This is a genomic window from Micromonospora sp. WMMA2032 (assembly GCF_002688545.1).
GTDB lineage: Bacteria > Actinomycetota > Actinomycetes > Mycobacteriales > Micromonosporaceae > Micromonospora > Micromonospora sediminicola.
Genome location: NZ_CP024052.1, coordinates 2,561,788 through 2,579,445, shown reverse-complemented (window position 1 = coordinate 2,579,445; position 17,658 = coordinate 2,561,788). Strand labels below are relative to the sequence as shown.

Below are 17,658 nucleotides of genomic sequence, written 5' to 3'. Positions count from 1 at the left end.
GGGCGTCAGCGGGCCGCCACGAACACCCGGGAGGCCACCTCGCGGGGCAGCCGCACCCGGTCGCCGGAACGGTCGATGGAGACGCCGTCGCGTTCCTGCGCCACCGTCACGGTCGCGCCCGGGTCGACCCCCGCGGCGTGCAGCTGCCGCAGCACGTCGGCGTCGGTCTGCACGCTCTCGCAGATCCGCCGCACCACGACCGGGCCGGACAGGCCCGGGAACGCCAGGTTGCGCTCGCCCTCGACCGTCTCGACCGCCGGCTGGCCCGGATCGCCCAGCTCCTCCAGGCCCGGGATCGGGTTGCCGTAGGGCGAGCGGGTCGGCCGGTTCAGCAGGTCGTAGACCCGCTTCTCCACCGCGTCGCTCATCACGTGCTCCCACCGGCAGGCCTCCTCGTGGGCCTCCTCGTAGGGCATCCCGATCACGTTGACCAGCAGCAGCTCGGCCAGCCGGTGCTTGCGCATCACGGACACGGCGGTGTTGCGGCCCAGCGGGGTGAGGGCCAGGTGCCGGTCGCCCTCGACGGTGAGCAGACCGTCGCGCTCCATCCGGGCGACGGTCTGGCTGACGGTCGGGCCGCTCTGCTTCAACCGCTCGGCGATGCGGGCACGCAGCGGCGGCACACCCTCCTCCTCCAGCTCGAGGATGGTGCGCAGGTACATCTCGGTCGTGTCAACCAGGTCGTGCTTCACGTCAGCGGCCTCCCGGCGTCCGATGCTACCCGTAACCACCGACCGTCGACCGCAGGCGAACCCGGAGGTAGCGGCCCGGATGGTGTTGACTGGACCGCATGTCCGGAACCGCAGAGTTGTTGGTCGAGCCGGACCGGCTCGCCGCCGAGCTCGACCGCGCCGACCCGCCCACCGTGCTCGACGTCCGCTGGCGGCTGGCCGGCCCGCCCGGCCGCGACGACTACGCCCTCGGCCACCTCCCCGGCGCCGTCTTCGTCGACCTGGACACCGAGCTGTGCGGCCGGCCCGGCGCCGCGGGCCGGCACCCGCTGCCCGACCCGGCCGCGTTGCAGGCGGCGCTGCGGGCCGCCGGCGTCCGCGCCGGTCACCCCGTGGTGGTGTACGACGGCGGCGACGGGATGTCCGCCGCGCGGGCCTGGTGGACGCTGCGCTGGGCGGGTCACCGGGAGGTGCGGGTGCTGCACGGCGGCTGGCCGGCCTGGACCGCCGCCGGCCTGCCGGTGGACACCGGGACGCCGGAGCCGACGCCCGGCGACGTGACGGTCGCCCCGGGCGGGCTGCCGGTGCTCGACGCCGCGGGGGCCGCCCGGCTCGCCGCCGCCGACTCCGGCGTGCTGCTCGACGTGCGGGCCGCGCCGCGTCACCTCGGCGAGCACGAGCCGGTCGACCCGGTCGCCGGGCACGTGCCCGGCGCGGTCAACCTGCCCGCCCCCGAGTACGTCACGCAGGGCAGGTTCCCCGCCGCCGAGGCGTTGCGCGAGCGCTTCGCCGCCGCTGGGGTCGGCGCGGACGCGCCGGTCGGGGCGTACTGCGGCTCGGGGGTGACCGCCGCGCAGGCGGTGCTGGCGCTGCACCTGGCCGGTCGTCCGGACGCCGCCCTCTACGTCGGCTCGTGGAGCGAGTGGGTGGCCGACCCGGACCGTCCGGTGGCGACCGGCGGCACGTCCGGTCGGTGAACGGGCGGCTGGTGGGCGCGCCCGGGCCTGCGTGCGACGATGGCCGCATGGCCGACGACACGGTGGTGGTGTGGGACGAGGCCCTCCTCGCCTACGACATGGGCGACCATCCGCTCGACCCGGTCCGGGTCGAGCTGACCATGGCGCTCGCCCGGGAGCTGGGCGTGCTGGACCGGCCCGGGGTGCGGCTGGTCAAGCCCGAGCCGGCCGACGACGCGCTGCTGACCCGGGTGCACGAGCCGGCCTATCTGGACGCGGTCCGCGCCGCGCCGCGCGACCCGCTCTTCGCCGGCTTCGGCCTGGGCACCTCGGACAATCCGGTCTTCGACGGGATGCACGAGTCGAGTGCGCTGATCGCGGGCGCGACCGTGGCCGCGGCCGAGGCGGTGTGGCGTGGCGACGCCCGGCGCGCGGTCAACGTGGCCGGTGGTCTGCACCACGCCATGCCGGCCCGGGCGGCCGGGTTCTGCGTCTACAACGACCCGGCGGTGGCCATCGCCCGTCTGCTCGACCTCGGCGCGGAGCGGATCGCGTACGTGGACGTGGACGTGCACCACGGCGACGGGGTGCAGGAGATCTTCTACCACGACCCGCGGGTGCTCACGGTCAGCCTGCACGAGACGCCGCTGGCGTTGTTCCCCGGCACCGGGTTCCCGGACGAGACCGGCGGGCCGGGCGCGGAGGGCACCGCGGTCAACGTGCCGCTGCCGCCCGGGGTCGGTGACGCCGGCTGGCAGCGGGCGTTCCACGCGGTGGTGCCGTCGGTGCTGCGGGCGTACCGGCCCCAGCTGCTGGTCACCCAGTGCGGCGCGGACGGGCACCGCAGCGATCCGCTGGCCGACCTGCACCTGTCCGTGGACGGGCAGCGGGCCACCTACCGGGCGTTGCGGGCGCTCGCCGACGAGCTGTGCGACGGCCGCTGGGTGGCCACCGGCGGCGGCGGGTACGCGCTGGTCGAGGTGGTGCCCCGGGCCTGGACGCACCTGCTCGCGGTGGCCACCGGCGAGCCGATCGACCCGGCCACGCTCACCCCGCCCGGCTGGCGGGAGCTGGCCGCGCGCCGGCGGCCCGGGCACGACGTCCCGCTGCGGATGACCGACGACGTGGATCCGGACTATCAGCCGTGGCAGCCGAGCGGCGAGCCGAACGCGGTGGACCGGGCGGTCGCGGCCACCCGCAAGGCGGTCTTCCCGCTGCTCGGGCTCGATCCGCACGACCCGCGCGACTGATCCGGTGACCACCGTCGAGCAACCGGTGGACGTGCTGCTCAGTGACGGCACGACCGTCCAGCTGCGACAGATCCGCCCGGACGACGCGCCGGAGATCGTGGCGATGCACGCGCGCTTCTCCGAACGCACCCGCTACCTGCGCTACTTCTCGCCGTACCCGCGCATCCCGGAGCGGGACCTGAAGCGCTTCGTCACCGTCGACCACCGCGACCGGGAGGCGTTCGTGGTGCTGGCCGGCGAGCGGATCGTCGCGGTCGGCCGGTACGAGCGGCTCGGTCCCGCCTCGCCCGAGGCCGAGGTGGCGTTCGTGGTGGAGGACGCCTACCAGGGGCGGGGCATCGGCTCGGTGCTGTTGGAGCACCTGGCCGACGCGGCCGGTCGGCACGGCATCGTGCACTTCGTCGCCGAGGTGCTCCCGGCCAACGGGACCATGCTGCGGGTCTTCGCCGACTTCGGCTACCAGGTGCAGCGCCAGTACGCCGACGGCGTGGTGCACCTGACCTTCCCGATCGCGGCGACCGAGGCGACGCTCGCGGTGCAGCGTGGCCGGGAGCACCGCACCGAGGCGCGTTCGATCGCCCGGTTGCTCGCCCCGCGCGGCATCGCGGTCTACGGCGCCAGCGCCACCGGCCAGGGTGTCGGCGCGGCGCTGCTCGGTCATCTGCGCGACGGCGGGTTCGCCGGCGCGATCGTGCCGGTGCACCCGAGCGCGGCGACGGTGGCCGGGTTGCCCGCGTACCCGTCGGCGGCCGACGCCGGCCTGGACGTCGACCTGGCCGTGGTGGCGGTCGCGCCGGAGGCGGTGACGGAGGTGGTCCAGGACGCGGCCCGGGCGGGCGCGCACGGGCTGGTGGTGGTCTCGGCCGGGTTCGCCGAGTCCGGTCCGGCCGGGGCGGCGGCGCAGCGGGCCCTGGTCCGTGCCGCGCACCTGGCCGGCATGCGGGTGGTCGGCCCGAACTGCCTCGGCGTCGCCAACACCGACCCGGCGGTACGCCTCAACGCCACGCTCGCCCCGGTGCTGCCGGCGCCCGGGCGGGTGGGCGTGTTCAGCCAGTCCGGCGCGTTCGGGGTGGCGTTGCTGGCCGAGGCGTCGCGGCGCGGGCTGGGGCTGTCCAGTTTCGTGTCGGCCGGCAACCGGGCCGACGTCTCCGGCAACGACCTGTTGCAGTACTGGCAGGACGATCCGGCCACCGACGTCATCACGCTCTACCTGGAGACGTTCGGCAACCCGCGCAAGTTCGCCCGGTTGGCCCGGCGCATCGGCCGGAGCAAGCCGGTGGTGGCGCTGGCGTCCCTGGCCCGGCCGCCGGGGGTGGGCGAGGCGCCCGCGCTGGACACCGCCGCGGTCAGCGCGCTGTTCGCCCAGTCCGGCGTGATCCGGGTGGACACCGTCGCCGAGCTGCTCGACGTGGGTGTGCTCCTGGCCCACCAGCCGCTGCCGGCCGGTCGGCGGGTGGCCGTGGTGGGTAACTCCTCGGCGCTGACCGGGCTGGCGGCGACCGCGTGCGCCGCGCAGGGGCTGGTGGTGGCGGACGGGTACCCGCAGGACGTCGGGCCGACCGGCGGCGCCGCCGCGTACGCCGCCGCGCTCGCCGCCGCCGTGGCCGACGAGCGGGTGGACGCCGTGGTGGCGGTCTTCGCCCCGCCGCTGCCCGGTCAGCTCACCGATCCGGAGGCCGACTTCGCCGCGGCGCTGCCCGACGCGCGGGCCACCGGCAAGCCGGTGGTGGCGACGTTCCTGGCCGGGCGGGTACCGGCCGGAGTGCCGGCGTATCCGAGCGTGGAGGAGGCGGTGCGGGCGTTGGCCCGCGTCACCACGTACGCGGACTGGCTGCGCCGGCCGCCCGGCGTGCTGCCCGAGCTGCCCCGGGTCGACCGGGTGGCGGGGCAGGCCGCGATGCGGCCCGACGGGGCGGATCCGGCGGCGCTGCTGGGTGCGTACGGGATCGACGTGGTGCGGTCCGTGCCGGCCGGTTCGGCCGACGAGGTGGTGGCGGCGGGGGAGCGGCTCGGCTGGCCGGTGGCGTTGAAGGCTGCCGCGCCGGGGCTGCGGCACCGGCTCGACCTGGGCGCGGTCCGGCTCGACCTGGCCGACGCCGGCGCGCTGCGCCGCGCGTACGCCGAGATGGCCCCGGTGTTCGGCCCGGAGGTGCTGGTGCAGCCGATGGTCGCGCCGGGGGTGGCGTGCGTGGTGGAGCTGGTGGAGGATCCGGCGTTCGGGCCGGTGGTCGGGTTCGGCCTGGGTGGCGTGGCGACCGAGCTGCTCGGCGACCGGGCCTGGCGGGCGGTGCCGTTGACCGACCGGGACGCCGCCGAGCTGGTCGACGAGCCGCGGGCCGCGCCGCTGCTGCGCGGGCACCGGGGTGCCGCGCCGGTGGACCGGGCGGCCCTGGTGGACCTGCTGCTGCGGGTGGGCCGGCTCGCGGACGAGCAGCCCCGGGTGCGGTCGCTCACGCTCAACCCGGTGCTGGCCCGCCCGGACGGCATCTCGGTGCTGCACGCCACGGTGCGCACCGGCGCCGAGGCGGCGCGCCCCGACACCGGCCCGCGCCGGTTGTAAGGAAGGGCCCCTTCTTAACGCCTCCGGTAGAGGAAGGGCCCCTTCTTAACACCGTCAGGCGCGCGAGGAGATCTGCTGCACCGACCACTCGTTGCCGTCGGGGTCGCGGAAGAAGACGAAGCCGACGTTGTCCAGCGGGTGCGGCACCGGTCGGGGGTTCCGGCCGACGACCTGGATGTCGCCGACCTCCACACCCCGCTCGACCAGCTCCGCCCGGGCCTTCTCCAGGTCGGACACGACCAGTTGCAGCCCCTTGAGCGAGCCGGGCGGCATCTCCGGCACGACGCCATGGCCGAGGACGATCGAGCATCCGGAGCCCGGGGGCGTGAGTTGCACGATGCGTCCCACCCCGCCCAGGTCGGTGTCGTGGTCGACGGCGAAGCCGACCCGCTCGGCGTAGAACTCCTTGGCCCGGTCGATGTCGGAGACCGGCACGATGACCACTTCCAGGGTCCAGTTCACGGGGTCACTCCCTCTGTCGTCGGATGCAGCAGGTCCGTGAGCCGGTCGAACGCCTCGGCCAGGCCACGGGTCATGGGATAGCGCAGCACGGTGTCGCGGCCCCGCCGGGTGGCGAACCGCAGGGTGGTGACGACCGTGGTCCGGCCCGCCGACTCGGTGAAGTCGTGGCGGACCAGCGTCTCGCCCGGGTAGGACTGGTCGTCGAAGAGTTCGGTGCACACCAGCCGGGCCGGCGGGTCGATCTCCCGGTAGGTGCCGCCCTGACCCATCAGCGTGCCGTCGGGGCCTCGGGAGACGAAGCGCCAGCGCCCGTCCACCCGCAGGTCCACCTCGCACTCGATCAGGTGCCAGCCCCGCGCGCCCCACCAGCGGACCAGCAGGTCGGGGCGGGTGAAGGCGGCGAACACCAGGTGTCGGGGGGCGGCGAAGTCGCGACTCAGCCGGATCTCCCGGTCACCGTGGAGGGTCACGGTCAGGTCCGGCGGAGCGGCGCTCACCGCTGGTCCCCGGCGGTCAGTTCGGCGAGCACCTCGTCGAGGCGCGCGTAGCTCTCGGCCCAGTAGTCCCGGTAGTCGGCCAGCCACGCGACGGCCGCCCGCAGCGGCCGCGCGTCCAGCCGGCAGGGGCGTCGCTGGGCGTCGCGGCCCCGGGTGACCAGGCCGGCGCGTTCGAGCACCCGGAGGTGCTTGGAGACGGCCGGTTGGCTCATCGCGAACGGCGCGGCCAGCTCGGTGACGGTCGCCTCGCCGGCGGCCAGCCGGGTGAGGATGGCCCGCCGGGTGGGGTCGGCCAGTGCGGCGAAGGTCGCGTCGAGCAGGTCGGCGGTCACGTTCATAACCTCCTGGTTTGATAACCAGTTGGTTTTATCCGCTGCGGGCGGCCGCGTCAAGCACCGGACACGCGACAGGCCCCGGCGAACCGCCGGGGCCTGTCGGTGGGGCGTCGGGTCAGCAGGCGTACGCCTCCAGCCGGTTCGCCCGCTCCGGGTCACGCAGCTTGAGCAGCGTCACCTTCTCGATCTGCCGGATCCGCTCCCGGGACAGCCCGAACTCGCGGCCCACCTCGTCCAGCGTGCGCTGGCGGCCGTCGTCCAGGCCGAAGCGCAGTCGGATCACCGCCTGCTCCCGCTGGGACAGCGTGGCCAGCACGATCCGCACCTCGTTGCGCAGCTCGCCGTTGGTGGCGGCGTCGCCCGGCTCCGCGCGCGGGTCCACCGCGGCGACGAAGTCGCCGAGGGCGCTCTCCCCGTCCTCGCCGACCGCCTGGTCCAGGCTCACCGGCTCCCGGTCGTAGGAGATCAGCTCGATCACCTGGAACTCGGGGATCTCCAGCGCGGTGGCCACCTCGGCCACGGTGGGCTCGCGACCCAGCGCCACGGACAGCTCGCGGCGCACCCGGACCATCCGGTTGACCTGCTCGACCATGTGCACCGGGATGCGGATGGTGCGGGCCTGGTCGGCCATGGCGCGGGTGATGGCCTGGCGGATCCACCAGGTGGCGTACGTGGAGAACTTGTAGCCCTTGGTGTAGTCGAACTTCTCGACGGCGCGGATGAGGCCGAGGTTGCCCTCCTGGATCAGGTCGAGGAAGGCCATGCCGCGTCCGGTGTAGCGCTTGGCGATGCTCACCACCAGCCGCAGGTTCGCCTCCAGCAGGTGGTCCTTGGCGGCGCGCCCCTCGGCGGCGACCAGCGCCAGGTCCGCGCGCAGCTCGGCGGAGACCGGCGTGCAGGTGGCCAGCTTCTCCTCGGCGAAGAGCCCGGCCTCGATCCGCTTGCTCAGCTCCACCTCCTGCGCCGCGGTGAGCAGCTTGGTGCGGCCGATCCCGTTCAGGTACGCCCGGACCAGGTCGGTGGAGACGCCGCGCTCGTCGGTGGCGTCCAGGTCGGTGAGGGTGACGTCCATGTCCTGGTGCTCGATCATTCGCTGGGTCATCTCTGTTCTCCCCGTGTCCTACGTGCCGTACCGGTCCCCGTGCCGCCGGCGCGGTGGGCCGGTGACAACAAGCTTGGCGGTCGGGGCGTGAGACGGGAGTGAGGCGATCGGGGACCCGACACGAATCCGGGCGGAAGTACGGCTGTCGCTTGCCCGACCCGGATACCGTGCCAGCGTCCGGCCGGTGGGGCCGGGAACGAACCGGCGATCGGAGAACGTGGTGGTCTTCAAGCGGCTCATGCAGGCGATGGGTGTGGGCGGTCCGTCGGTGGAGACGGTGCTGGCCAACCCGAACTGCCGCCCGGGCGGTCAGCTGGAGGGCCGCGTCCACGTGGTCGGCGGCGACCACCCGGTGGATGTGAGCTGGGTCGCGCTCGGCCTGGTGACCCGGGTCGAGGTGGAGAGCGGCGACTCGGAGTACGACACCACCCAGGAGTTCGGCCGGGCCCAGGTGACCGGCCCGTTCCGACTGGACCCGGGGCAGCGCTACGACGTGCCGTTCCGTTTCCAGGTGCCCTGGGAGACCCCGCTCACCGACCTCTACGGCCAGCACCTGCACGGGATGACGATGGGCCTGCGGACCGAGCTGGAGGTGGCCCGGTCGGTGGACAAGGGCGACCTGGACGCGGTCGCGGTGCACCCGCTGCCCGCCCAGGAGCGCCTGCTGGAGGCGTTGCTGCGGCTGGGCTTCCGGTTCGCCCGCGCCGACGTCGAGCGCGGCCACATCTACGGCGTACGCCAGCAGCTGCCGTTCTACCAGGAGATCGAGTTCTACCCGGCGCCCCAGTACGCCGGCGCGATGAACCAGCTGGAGGTCACCTTCGTCACCGACCCGCAGCAGGTGCAGGTGGTGCTGGAGATGGACAAGCGGGGCGGCCTGTTCACCGAGGGGCGGGACGCGTTCGGCCGGTTCACCGTGGACCACGCCACCGCGGATCGCACCGACTGGGCCGCCCAGCTCGACGGCTGGCTGCGCCAGTCGCTGTCCCGCCGGGGTCTGTTCTTCTAGGCCGTCAGAGGTCCAGCAGGAGGGTGCGGGGACCGACGTTGACGCTCTCCACCAGCATGTGGGTGCGGAAGCGGCCGGTCTCCACCTTCGCGCCCCGGGCGCGTAGCTCCTCGACGACGGTGTCCACCAGGGGTTCGGCCACCTCGGCCGGGGCGGCGGCGGTCCAGCTCGGCCGCCGCCCCTTGCGGGCGTCGCCGTAGAGCGTGAACTGACTGACCACGAGCAGCGGCGCGCCGGTGTCGGCGGCGCTGCGGTCGTCGTCGAGGATGCGCAGCTCGTGCAGCTTGCGGGCCATGGTGGCGGCGACCTGTGGGGTGTCGGTGTGGGTGACGCCGAGCAGCACCAGCAGCCCGTCGGCGATCTCGCCGACCACCGCGCCGTCGACGGTGACCGACGCCCGGCCGACGGTCTGCACCAGCGCCCGCATCAGTCGGTCACCGGTTCGACGAGGCCACGCTCGACCAGGTGCGCCACGATCGGTCCGGCCGCCTCGGCCAGCTCGTCCGGGGCCACGTCGTGCGCGGCGGCGAGCAGGGCGAGCTGGTCGCGCAGCGGCAGCCGGCCGTCCGCGCCGCCGACCAGGGCGAGTACCAGCGGGTCGATCTCCTCCGACCAGCGCAGGCCGCGCGGCATGGCCAGGACCTGCCGGTCCACCGCCCAGCCGTCGTCGCCCATGGTGGCCTCCTGGCGCAGCTGGAGCCCGTCGGCGGCCCGGTAGCGGGCGGCGAGCAGACCGTCGACGTCCCGGGCGCGCAGCCAGTCCTGCCGGTCGAACCACTCGCCGATCCGGTCGCCGAGCGGAGGTTCGACCCGCTGGCGCAGGTCCTCGACCCGGACGATCGGCTGGTCGTGCCCGGCCCGGCGCAGCGAGACGATGCCGAACCCGATCGCCTCGACCTTGTGCGCGTCGAACCAGTCCAGCCAGGCCTCCATCCGCGCCGGGTCGGCGCGCTCGCCGACGTCGGTCAGCCAGAGGTTCACGTACGCCATCGGGTCGGCCACCTCGCGCTGGATCACCCAGGCGTCCAGGCCGGTGCCGGCGAACCACCCGGTGACCCGCTCGGCCCAGTCCTCCCCGGTGACGTGTACCCAGTTCGCCAGGTACTGCATGGTGCCGCCCTCGGTGAGCAGGTGCGGCGCGGCGGCGGCCAGCTCGGCGCCGATCGCGTCGCCGACCCGACCGGAGTCGCGGTAGACGTGCGTGGTGGTGCCGGGGCCGACCACGAACGGCGGGTTGCTGACCACCAGGTCGAAGCGGCGTCCGGCCACCGGGGCGACCATGTCCCCGCGCAGCAGCTCCCAGTCCTGTCCGTTGAGCGCGGCGGTGGTGGCGGCGAAGCGCAGCGCCCGCTCGGAGACGTCGGTGGCGGTGACGTGGCGGGCGTGGGTGCCCAGGTGCAGCGCCTGCACGCCGGAGCCGGTGCCGAGGTCGAGCGCGGTGTCGACCGTGCGGCGCACGGCGGCGCCGATCAGCGTCTGGGTGGCGCCCCCGACGCCCAGCACGTGCTCGGCGTGCAGCGGCCGGCCCGGCCGGGCGCTGGCCGGCACGTCGGCGAGCACCCACCAGTCGTCGCCGTACGGCTCCAGGTCGACGCCGGCGCGCAGCCCGTCGCCGTGGCGCTCGACGATGCCCCCGGCCAGCGCCTCGTCCACGGTCAGCGGGGCGAGCGCCTCGGCCACGACCGGCTCGGGCTCGGTCTGGTCGCAGATGAAGACCCGGATCAGCGTGGCCAGCCGGTCGCGGTCCTCGGTGGCGCGCAGCGCGGCCCGGTGGTCGTTGCGGGCCACGCCGCCGGTGGCCTGCGGGCCGAGCCGGTCGGCGATGCCGTTCGCGGTGAAGCGGGCCAGCGTCAGCGCGGTGCGCAGCGCGTCCACCCCGGCGGGAGAGAGCAGCATGTCGTGACGGTTCACACCGGTCATCCTGCCTCGCCCGACGGCCGGCGTGGCGCGCACCCGCCGGAACCGGCCCGCAGACCGTATCAATCGGCAACTATCTCTTTCATGGACATCGATGTATGGCTAGCATTCCCTCCAACATCCGTCGATGGGCGATCCGCCGGCCACGAACCGGCCCGCCCGGTAGGGAGCCAGACGATGCCCGACGTGTCCGTTCCCCGGCGGCGTGCGCTGCGCGCGCTCGCCGTCACGGCCGCCGCCGCGGCCCTCACCGCCGCCGCCTCCACCCCGGCCCTCGCCGCGCCGACCGGCGAGATCCGGTACGCCGGCGCCGCCGACGCCGTCAGCGGCAGCTACGTGGTCGTGCTCAAGGGCGACGCGGTCGGCGCCGCGAACAGCCGCACCGCCCGCACCGCCGTGCCGGACCGGGCCGCCGGCCTGGCCAAGCGCTACGGCGGCGCCGTCGGCACGGTGTGGAGCGCCGCCCTCACCGGCTACAACGCCACGATGAGCGCCGCGCAGGCCCGTCGGCTGGCCGCCGACCCGGCCGTCGCCTACGTCGAGCAGGACCGCCGGGTGACCGTCCAGGGCACCCAGACCGGCGCCACCTGGGGTCTGGACCGGATCGACCAGCGCAACCTGCCGCTCAACAGCACCTACACCTACCCGAACACGGCCAGCAACGTGCGGGCCTACATCATCGACACCGGCATCCGGACCACCCACACCGACTTCGGTGGCCGGGCGACCTGGGGCACCAACACGGTGGACAGCAACAACACCGACTGCAACGGCCACGGCACGCACGTCGCCGGCACGGTCGGCGGCACCCGGTACGGCGTGGCCAAGGGCGTCCGCCTGGTCGCCGTGAAGGTGCTCAACTGCTCCGGCAGCGGCACCACCGCCGGCGTGATCAGCGGCGTCAACTGGGTCACCTCGAACGCGGTGAAGCCGGCCGTGGCCAACATGAGCCTCGGTGGCGGCGCCAGCAGCACGCTGGACAACGCGGTGGCCAACTCGATCAGCTCCGGCATCACGTACGCCGTCGCGGCCGGCAACTCCAGCGCCAACGCCTGCAACTCCTCGCCGGCCCGGGTCGCCTCGGCGCTCACCGTCGGCTCCACCACCAGCAGCGACGCGCGGTCGTCCTTCTCCAACTACGGCTCCTGCGTGGACATCTTCGCCCCGGGCTCGTCGATCACCTCGGCCTGGCGCACCAGCGACACCGCGACCAACACGATCAGCGGCACGTCGATGGCGTCCCCGCACGTGGCCGGCGCCGCGGCGCTCGTGCTCGGCGCCAACCCCGCCTACACCCCCTCCCAGGTGGCCAGCTACCTGACCAGCAACGCCACCACCGGCAAGGTGACCAACCCGGGCTCGGGCTCGCCGAACCGGCTGCTCTTCGTGGTGAACTGACCGCACCGTGAGCCGCGCGGCCCGGTGGACCCCAGCCCGGTCCACCGGGCCGCGTCGCGCGCGTCGGGGAGTCGCCCCCGCGGCCGGTGGCCGGGGCGGCAGGATGGGGGCATGACGCTCTCCCTGCCCATCGACCCGCAGGCCAACGAGCTGCTCGGGCGCAGCCCGCTGGCGTTGCTCCTCGGCATGGTGCTGGACCAGCAGGTGCCGATGGAGAAGGCGTTCTCCTCGCCGTACGTGCTGACCCAGCGGCTCGGCCACGAGCCGGACGCCCGGGAACTGGCCGGGTACGACCCGGAGGCCCTGGTGGAGCTGTTCGCCCGGCCGCCGGCGCTGCACCGCTTCCCCAAGGCGATGGCCGCCCGCACCCAGGAGGTCTGCCGGGCGCTGGTCGAGCGCTACGACGGCGACCCGGCCCGGCTCTGGTCCGACGCGGCCGACGGCCGGGAGCTGCTGCGCCGGGTGGGTGAGCTGCCCGGCTTCGGCCGGCAGAAGGCGCAGATCTTCGTCGCCCTGCTCGGCAAGCGGTTCGGGGTCACCCCGGCGGGCTGGCGCGAGGCGGCCGGCGACTACGGCGACCCGGCGGCCCACCGGTCGGTGGCCGACGTGACCGACCCCGAGTCGCTGCGCCGGGTGCGCGAGTTCAAGCAGCGGATGAAGGCGGAGGCGAAGGCCGCGAAGGGCTGACGATGAGCGAGCAGCGGGGCGGGGCGCTGCTGCGCACCATGGCCAGCTCGGAGCGGGCCACGTTCCTGGAGCTCTTCTTCGACCTGGTCTTCGTCTTCGCGCTGACCCGGGTGTCGCAGCGACTGATCACCGACATCGACGGCTCCGGCGAGGCGATGGCCGCCGATGTCGGCCGGACGCTGCTGCTCTTCCTGGTCCTCTGGCAGGTCTGGACGATCACCACCTGGGTGACCAGCCGGTACGAGCCGGACCGGGTCGTGATCCAGGCGCTCGTGGTGGGCACCATGTTCGGCAGCCTGGTGCTCGGGGTGACGCTGCCCCGCGCGCTGGAGGAGCGGGCGTTGCCGTTCGTGCTCGCGTACGTGGTGATGATGGTCGGCCGGCCACTGGTGATCGTGGCGGCGCTGCGCGGCCACCCGCGACGGACGGTTCCGCTGCGGCTGGCGGTCTGGGCCGGCATGAGCGCGCCGCTCTGGCTGGCCGGCGCGCTCATGCCCGGGGCGCGCCTGCCGCTGTGGGTGGTGGCGCTGGCGGTGGACTACCTCGGCACGTACCTGGGCTGGCCGCTGCCCCGGCTCGGGCGGTCCCGCATCCGCAGCTGGCTGATCGCCGGGGAACACCTGGCCGAGCGGTACCAGCAGATCTTCCTCATCGCGCTCGGCGAGTCGGTCCTGGTGATCGGGGTGGCCTACAGCGGCGAGCGGTTCTCCCGGCAGGGCGCCGCCGCGTTCACGCTCGCGTTCCTGGTCACCGCGCTGCTCTGGCGGATCTACTTCCACCGGGCCGGGTTCCTGCTCGCCGAGGCGCTGCGCCGGGCCGGCTCCCCGGGACGGCTGGCCGAGTCGGCCGCGCAGACGCACCTGTTCATGGTGCTCGGGGTGCTCGCCGCCGCGGTCGGCTACGAGCTGGTCATCGCCCACCCGTTCGACCCGGCCGAGCCGCGCTGGCTGGTCTTCGTGGTGGGTGGCCCGGCCCTGTTCCTGGCCGCCCGGTCCCGCTTCGAGTACGAGATCTTCGGCCGGATCTCCCGCTCCCGGTTGGCCGGGCTGCTGGCCCTGGTGCTGCTCGCGCCCGTGCTGACGGCCGGGTCGGCGCTGCTGGCGCTGGGCACGGTGGCCGGCGTGCTGGCGCTCGTCGCGCTCGCCGACGCCCGGCACGCCCGGGGGCGGCCACCGGAGTCCTCCGCCTCGCCCCTGGGCCGGGAGATGCGCGGTGAGGCCGGCCCCGAGGCGTGAGGGGTCAGGCGGCGGTCGGGCGGGACAGCGAGGCCAGCGCGCGGCGCACGTCGGCCAGGGAGACGGTGGCCGAGTCGTCCAGGTCGGCCAGACCGGCCTCGATCCACTGCCGCATCAGGGTGGTCACCCCGATGCCGCGCGCCTCGGCGGCGGCCCGGACCCGGTCGTAGGTCTCCAACGGCAGCCGCACGGAGCGGCTCACCATCGGCACGTCGCTGTCGGGGGTGGGCAGCTGCGCCGGCGACGTCTCGTCGATCAGGTCGGCGAACGTGTCGCCGCCGGCGTGGAACCGCTTGGTCGCCTCGTCACGGTGCATGGTGACCGCCTCCTCGTCGGCGTGACCTCCGCACCGCCTCGTCGTAGCGCTTGGCCTCGACGTCGCTCAGTTCGCGGGCGGAGAGGATGTCCCAGTCGTTGTCGGTGCCGTCGGCCTCGGCCAGCAGCACGGCGAGTCGTCGGCCCCGGTGGTCGGTGGCGTAGACCACCATGACGTCGTCGCCGAGGTGCCGGATGACCCGACGGTTGCTGTGCAGGGCCTCCCAGACTTCCCCGGGTGTGACGTCGTAGACCCGCAGGTTCGCCAGCGCCTCGTCGGTGAAGCTGAACCGGTTGGCCACGAGACGGAGCGTACCACGCACGTAACACGAACCGGGTGGGTCGAAGTTCGCCGATCATCCGTCCGGAGTGACAGGATGGGCCGTATCCCCTCGTAGGAGGTCCGTGGTGAAGCGTCAGGCTTACCAGCCGATCCTGATCACCGACGCCCCGCGCAGCCAGGACGACCAGCTCACCAGTCGGCAGAAGCGCTACGTGCTGATGATGGGCGTCCGGGTCGCGTGCCTGGTCGCGGGCGCGATCCTGGTCGGCGTCAAGGCCCCGCTGCTCTGGCTCTGGCTGCCGCTGTGCGGGCTCGGCATGGTGCTCATCCCGTGGCTCGCGGTGCTCCTGGCCAACGACCGCCCGCCCAAGGAGGAGCACCGCCTGTCCACCAGGTTCCAGCAGCGCCACCGCGACGAGACGCCGCCGATGGCGCTCCCGGCCGAGGAGCGCCCGCACAAGGTCATCGACGCCGAACCCTGACCCGAGTTCTCCGCACCCTCCGCGGGCAGCGCTCAGCAGCGCAGACGAACGGCGCGTCGCGGCTCGGCGTGTCGCGGCGAGTGACGACCCTCCTCACGAGCGATATACCTCTGAGTCATAAAAATGCCTGAGAGGTATATCGGCCTATGCAGAACCTCTGTGCCGTGCCGTCGGCGCCGTGGCCCCGCCACCCCCTGCCGAGCCGGCCCTGCTGAGCCGGCCCCCGCACCACGCCGAACCGGCCTTGTACCGGTGCCGCGTCCGGGCCGGCCCCGCCAGCCCCGCCCCGGCGGCGTGCCGGCCCGGCGGGCGCGGTCAGGCGACGGGGCGTGCGCCGACGGTCGTCACGGCCAGCGCGCCGAGGTCGCCCGCGCGGGCCAGGGCAGCGCGCGGGTCGGCGCCGGCCAGCCAGGCGGTGAGCAGACCGGCCGCGAACGCGTCCCCGGCCCCGGTGACGTCCACCACGGCCACCCCGGGCGCCGGCGCCGTCTCCACCCGGCCCCCGCGCTCCACCCAGACGGCGCCGGCCGCGCCGCGCTTGACCACCACCCGGTGCGCCACCGACGTCAGCGCCCGCGCCTGGGCCGCCGGATCCAGGCCGCCGGCCAGCACCGTCGCCTCGTCGGTGTTGACCAGCAGCAGGTCGACGTCGCGTACCCAGGTCAGGAACGACCCGCCGACGCGCCGCAACGGCGCCGCGGAGGCCGCGTCGACGCTGACGGTCAGCCCGCGCTCGCGGGCCGCGGCCAGCGCGCGCAGGCCCGCGCCGCGCGACCCGACGTCCAACAGGGTGTACGCGGACAGGTGCAGATGCCCGACGTCGGGCGCCGCCGCCAGGGCCGCGTCCACGTGCCCGGCGGTCAGACGCAGGTTGGCCCCCCGCTGGCTGACCATGGTCCGCTCGCCGCCGTGGGTGAGCACGATGACGGTGCCGGTGGGATAGCCCTCGTGCCGCTCCACCACGCAGTCCACGCCGGTCCGGGTCAGCTCGGCCACCCGCTCCCGGCCGGTCTCGTCGTCGCCGACGGCGGCTACCAGCGTCACGGCCGCGCCCTGCCCGGCGAGCCAGGCCGCCGTGTTGGCCGCCTGGCCGCCGCCGCTGAACCGGATCCCGGCCGCCGTGTCCGAGCCGGTGGCCAGCGGGCCGGACAGCACCGCGAGCACGTCCGTGATCACGTCGCCGACGACGACGACGCGCGGCACCCCGCTCATGCCGTGCTGGCTGGGCATGTTCTCACGGCCCTCGCTGCGCTCGGTGCGTTCGCTCATGCCGGGCGACGCTTCGCGGCGGCGACCGCGATCCGGGCCGCCAGGTCGGCGTTGCGCAGGATGATGCGGACGTTCACCGCCAGGCTGGCGCCCTCGGTGGCGGTGTGGAAGTGGGCCAGCAGGAACGGCGTCACCGCCTTGCCGGTGATCCCCTCGCGGGCCAGCGCGGCCAGCCCCTCGGCCAGCGTCCGGTCGTGCAGCGCCGGGTCGAGCTGCTCGTCGACCGGCAGCGGGTTGGCCACGACCAGCCCCCCGTGGTGCACGCCCTGCGCCGCGCGGGCGGCCAGCACGTCGGCCACCTGCTCCGGGGACTCGACCGACCAGTCCAGGTCGAACCCGGCGTCGGTCAGGTAGAACCCGGGGAAGCGGCGGGTGCGGTAGCCCACCACGCCCACCCCGAGCGTCTCCAGCCGTTCCAGCGTCGCGCCCACGTCGAGGATCGACTTCACCCCGGCGCAGACCACGGCGATCGGCGTACGGGCCAGGGTGACCAGGTCCGCCGACTCGTCGAACGTCTGCGCCGCCTCGCGGTGCACGCCGCCGAGCCCGCCGGTGGCGAACACCCCGATCCCGGCAGCCGCCGCGACCGCGCTGGTGGCCGCCACCGTGGTGGCCCCGTCCGCGCCGGTCGCCGCAGCCGGCGCCAGGTCGCGGACCGAGAGCTTGCTCACGCCGTCGACGGTGGCGAGCCGGGTGAGCTGGGCGTCGTCCAGCCCGACCCGCAGCTCACCGGCGACCATGCCGATGGTGGCCGGCACCGCGCCCGCGTCCCGGACCGCCTGCTCGATCTCGCGCGCCACACGCAGGTTGTCCGGCCGGGGGAGGCCGTGCGAGACGATCGTGCTCTCCAGCGCCACGACCGGGCGCCCGTCGCGCAGGGCGTCGGCCACGTCACTGCCGAGGCTGATGTGAAAGTTGGTCACTTCGGCTACGGTACGGGCCGCTCCCGGGGCGGGCCCAGCTGGACCGGCCCGGGCGGACCTGCAAAACTGGAAGGTCGGAGGTGCAGACGTGAGCACAGAGGTTCTCGAGCGTCCCGAGCTGAAGGACGCCGACACTGGTCCCGAGATGTTCCACTACGTCCGCAAGGAGAAGATCGCCGAGAGTGCCGTCATGGGCACCTACGTGGTCGCGCTCTGCGGTGAGACGTTCCCGGTCACCAAGGCCGCCAAGCCCGGCTCGCCGGTGTGCCCGAAGTGCAAGGAGATCTACGACTCCTACTCGGAGTGA

Annotated in this window: 19 protein-coding genes and 1 pseudogene; 9 read left to right on the top strand and 11 right to left on the bottom strand. The window is 74.5% G+C overall.

The window, feature by feature from the left end; translation table 11 throughout:
- Positions 1-5 precede the first annotated feature (5 nt).
- The gene (locus tag CO540_RS11345; RefSeq protein WP_099161997.1) at positions 6-692 is read right to left on the bottom strand and encodes a metal-dependent transcriptional regulator; all 687 of its coding nucleotides are present in this window, start codon (positions 690-692) and stop codon (positions 6-8) included.
- 98 nt (positions 693-790) lie between these two features.
- Between CO540_RS11345 and CO540_RS11340 the strand changes: the two genes are divergently transcribed.
- The 3 genes from CO540_RS11340 to CO540_RS11330 are packed head-to-tail and all read left to right on the top strand — an operon-like array spanning position 791 to position 5,437.
- Positions 791-1,648 carry a sulfurtransferase gene (locus tag CO540_RS11340; protein ID WP_099161996.1) on the top strand — a complete coding sequence of 286 codons (858 nt, stop codon included), beginning with the start codon at positions 791-793 and terminating at the stop codon, positions 1,646-1,648.
- 47 nt (positions 1,649-1,695) lie between these two features.
- Entirely contained in the window at positions 1,696-2,877 is a 1,182-nt protein-coding gene (locus tag CO540_RS11335) for an acetoin utilization protein AcuC (RefSeq protein ID WP_099164715.1), read from the top strand.
- Positions 2,878-2,881: 4 nt separating this feature from the next.
- Entirely contained in the window at positions 2,882-5,437 is a 2,556-nt protein-coding gene (locus CO540_RS11330) for a bifunctional GNAT family N-acetyltransferase/acetate--CoA ligase family protein (protein WP_099161995.1), read from the top strand.
- 54 nt (positions 5,438-5,491) lie between these two features.
- On the opposite strand, the gene CO540_RS11325 is transcribed toward CO540_RS11330, so the two are convergent.
- From CO540_RS11325 to sigB, 4 genes and pseudogenes are all read right to left on the bottom strand, one after another.
- Complete coding sequence (locus CO540_RS11325) at positions 5,492-5,899, bottom strand: VOC family protein (protein ID WP_099161994.1); 408 nt, start codon at positions 5,897-5,899, stop codon at positions 5,492-5,494.
- Complete coding sequence (locus CO540_RS11320; RefSeq protein ID WP_253866622.1) at positions 5,896-6,396, bottom strand: SRPBCC family protein; 501 nt, start codon at positions 6,394-6,396, stop codon at positions 5,896-5,898. The genes CO540_RS11325 and CO540_RS11320 overlap by 4 nt, the downstream gene beginning before the upstream one ends.
- Positions 6,393-6,750 (bottom strand): annotated as a pseudogene (locus CO540_RS11315) (ArsR/SmtB family transcription factor). Before CO540_RS11315 ends, CO540_RS11320 begins: the two are co-directional and overlap by 4 nt.
- 96 nt (positions 6,751-6,846) lie before the next feature.
- Positions 6,847-7,833, bottom strand: a complete 987-nt coding sequence (gene sigB, locus CO540_RS11310; RefSeq protein ID WP_091579604.1) for an RNA polymerase sigma factor SigB — start codon at positions 7,831-7,833, stop codon at positions 6,847-6,849.
- Between the two features lie 220 nt (positions 7,834-8,053).
- Here sigB and CO540_RS11305 point away from each other — a divergent pair, with 220 nt between their 5' ends.
- A complete protein-coding gene (locus tag CO540_RS11305; protein ID WP_099164713.1) occupies positions 8,054-8,842 on the top strand; it encodes a sporulation protein in 789 nt (262 codons plus the stop codon).
- Between the two features lie 4 nt (positions 8,843-8,846).
- Here CO540_RS11305 and dtd read toward each other — a convergent pair whose 3' ends face one another.
- Both dtd and CO540_RS11295 read right to left on the bottom strand, forming a co-directional pair.
- Positions 8,847-9,269, bottom strand: coding sequence for a D-aminoacyl-tRNA deacylase (gene dtd / locus CO540_RS11300; RefSeq protein ID WP_091579600.1), 423 nt, complete (start codon positions 9,267-9,269; stop codon positions 8,847-8,849).
- Entirely contained in the window at positions 9,269-10,753 is a 1,485-nt protein-coding gene (locus CO540_RS11295; RefSeq protein ID WP_172967829.1) for a methyltransferase, read from the bottom strand. Before CO540_RS11295 ends, dtd begins: the two co-directional genes overlap by 1 nt.
- A gap of 183 nt (positions 10,754-10,936) precedes the next feature.
- Between CO540_RS11295 and CO540_RS11290 the strand changes: the two genes are divergently transcribed.
- From CO540_RS11290 to CO540_RS11280, 3 genes are all read left to right on the top strand, one after another.
- Positions 10,937-12,157 (top strand): S8 family peptidase, encoded by a 1,221-nt coding sequence (locus CO540_RS11290; protein ID WP_099161993.1) that lies wholly within the window; start codon positions 10,937-10,939, stop codon positions 12,155-12,157.
- Positions 12,158-12,268: 111 nt separating this feature from the next.
- Complete coding sequence (locus CO540_RS11285) at positions 12,269-12,844, top strand: HhH-GPD-type base excision DNA repair protein (RefSeq protein WP_091579592.1); 576 nt, start codon at positions 12,269-12,271, stop codon at positions 12,842-12,844.
- Positions 12,845-12,846: 2 nt separating this feature from the next.
- On the top strand, positions 12,847-14,079 hold the full coding sequence (locus CO540_RS11280; protein ID WP_099161992.1) for a low temperature requirement protein A: 1,233 nt from the start codon (positions 12,847-12,849) through the stop codon (positions 14,077-14,079).
- Positions 14,080-14,083: 4 nt separating this feature from the next.
- On the opposite strand, the gene CO540_RS11275 is transcribed toward CO540_RS11280, so the two are convergent.
- Positions 14,084-14,395, bottom strand: coding sequence for a hypothetical protein (locus tag CO540_RS11275; RefSeq protein WP_099161991.1), 312 nt, complete (start codon positions 14,393-14,395; stop codon positions 14,084-14,086).
- The gene (locus CO540_RS11270) at positions 14,385-14,696 is read right to left on the bottom strand and encodes a hypothetical protein (protein ID WP_246248200.1); all 312 of its coding nucleotides are present in this window, start codon (positions 14,694-14,696) and stop codon (positions 14,385-14,387) included. The genes CO540_RS11275 and CO540_RS11270 overlap by 11 nt, the downstream gene beginning before the upstream one ends.
- 106 nt (positions 14,697-14,802) lie before the next feature.
- Between CO540_RS11270 and CO540_RS11265 the strand changes: the two genes are divergently transcribed.
- Positions 14,803-15,159, top strand: a complete 357-nt coding sequence (locus CO540_RS11265; RefSeq protein ID WP_099164711.1) for a DUF3099 domain-containing protein — start codon at positions 14,803-14,805, stop codon at positions 15,157-15,159.
- A gap of 315 nt (positions 15,160-15,474) precedes the next feature.
- Here CO540_RS11265 and CO540_RS11260 read toward each other — a convergent pair whose 3' ends face one another.
- Both CO540_RS11260 and CO540_RS11255 read right to left on the bottom strand, forming a co-directional pair.
- Complete coding sequence (locus tag CO540_RS11260; protein WP_099164710.1) at positions 15,475-16,371, bottom strand: carbohydrate kinase family protein; 897 nt, start codon at positions 16,369-16,371, stop codon at positions 15,475-15,477.
- 53 nt (positions 16,372-16,424) lie between these two features.
- Positions 16,425-17,351 carry a pseudouridine-5'-phosphate glycosidase gene (locus CO540_RS11255; protein ID WP_099161990.1) on the bottom strand — a complete coding sequence of 309 codons (927 nt, stop codon included), beginning with the start codon at positions 17,349-17,351 and terminating at the stop codon, positions 16,425-16,427.
- An 88-nt stretch (positions 17,352-17,439) separates the two neighbouring features.
- On the opposite strand from CO540_RS11255, the gene CO540_RS11250 reads away from it, so the two are divergent.
- A complete protein-coding gene (locus tag CO540_RS11250) occupies positions 17,440-17,658 on the top strand; it encodes a DUF3039 domain-containing protein (protein ID WP_091579574.1) in 219 nt (72 codons plus the stop codon).

What these genes read in the sequence shown, in the direction of transcription:
- CO540_RS11340 (WP_099161996.1), top strand. Translation starts at nt 791, where the DNA reads ATGTCCGGAACCGCAGAGTTGTTGGTCGAGCCGGACCGGCTCGCCGCC.
- CO540_RS11335 (WP_099164715.1), top strand. Translation starts at nt 1,696, where the DNA reads ATGGCCGACGACACGGTGGTGGTGTGGGACGAGGCCCTCCTCGCCTAC.
- sigB (WP_091579604.1), bottom strand. Translation starts at nt 7,833, where the DNA reads ATGACCCAGCGAATGATCGAGCACCAGGACATGGACGTCACCCTCACC.
- dtd (WP_091579600.1), bottom strand. Translation starts at nt 9,269, where the DNA reads ATGCGGGCGCTGGTGCAGACCGTCGGCCGGGCGTCGGTCACCGTCGAC.
- CO540_RS11290 (WP_099161993.1), top strand. Translation starts at nt 10,937, where the DNA reads ATGCCCGACGTGTCCGTTCCCCGGCGGCGTGCGCTGCGCGCGCTCGCC.
- CO540_RS11285 (WP_091579592.1), top strand. Translation starts at nt 12,269, where the DNA reads ATGACGCTCTCCCTGCCCATCGACCCGCAGGCCAACGAGCTGCTCGGG.
- CO540_RS11280 (WP_099161992.1), top strand. Translation starts at nt 12,847, where the DNA reads ATGAGCGAGCAGCGGGGCGGGGCGCTGCTGCGCACCATGGCCAGCTCG.
- CO540_RS11275 (WP_099161991.1), bottom strand. Translation starts at nt 14,395, where the DNA reads ATGCACCGTGACGAGGCGACCAAGCGGTTCCACGCCGGCGGCGACACG.
- CO540_RS11260 (WP_099164710.1), bottom strand. Translation starts at nt 16,371, where the DNA reads ATGAGCGGGGTGCCGCGCGTCGTCGTCGTCGGCGACGTGATCACGGAC.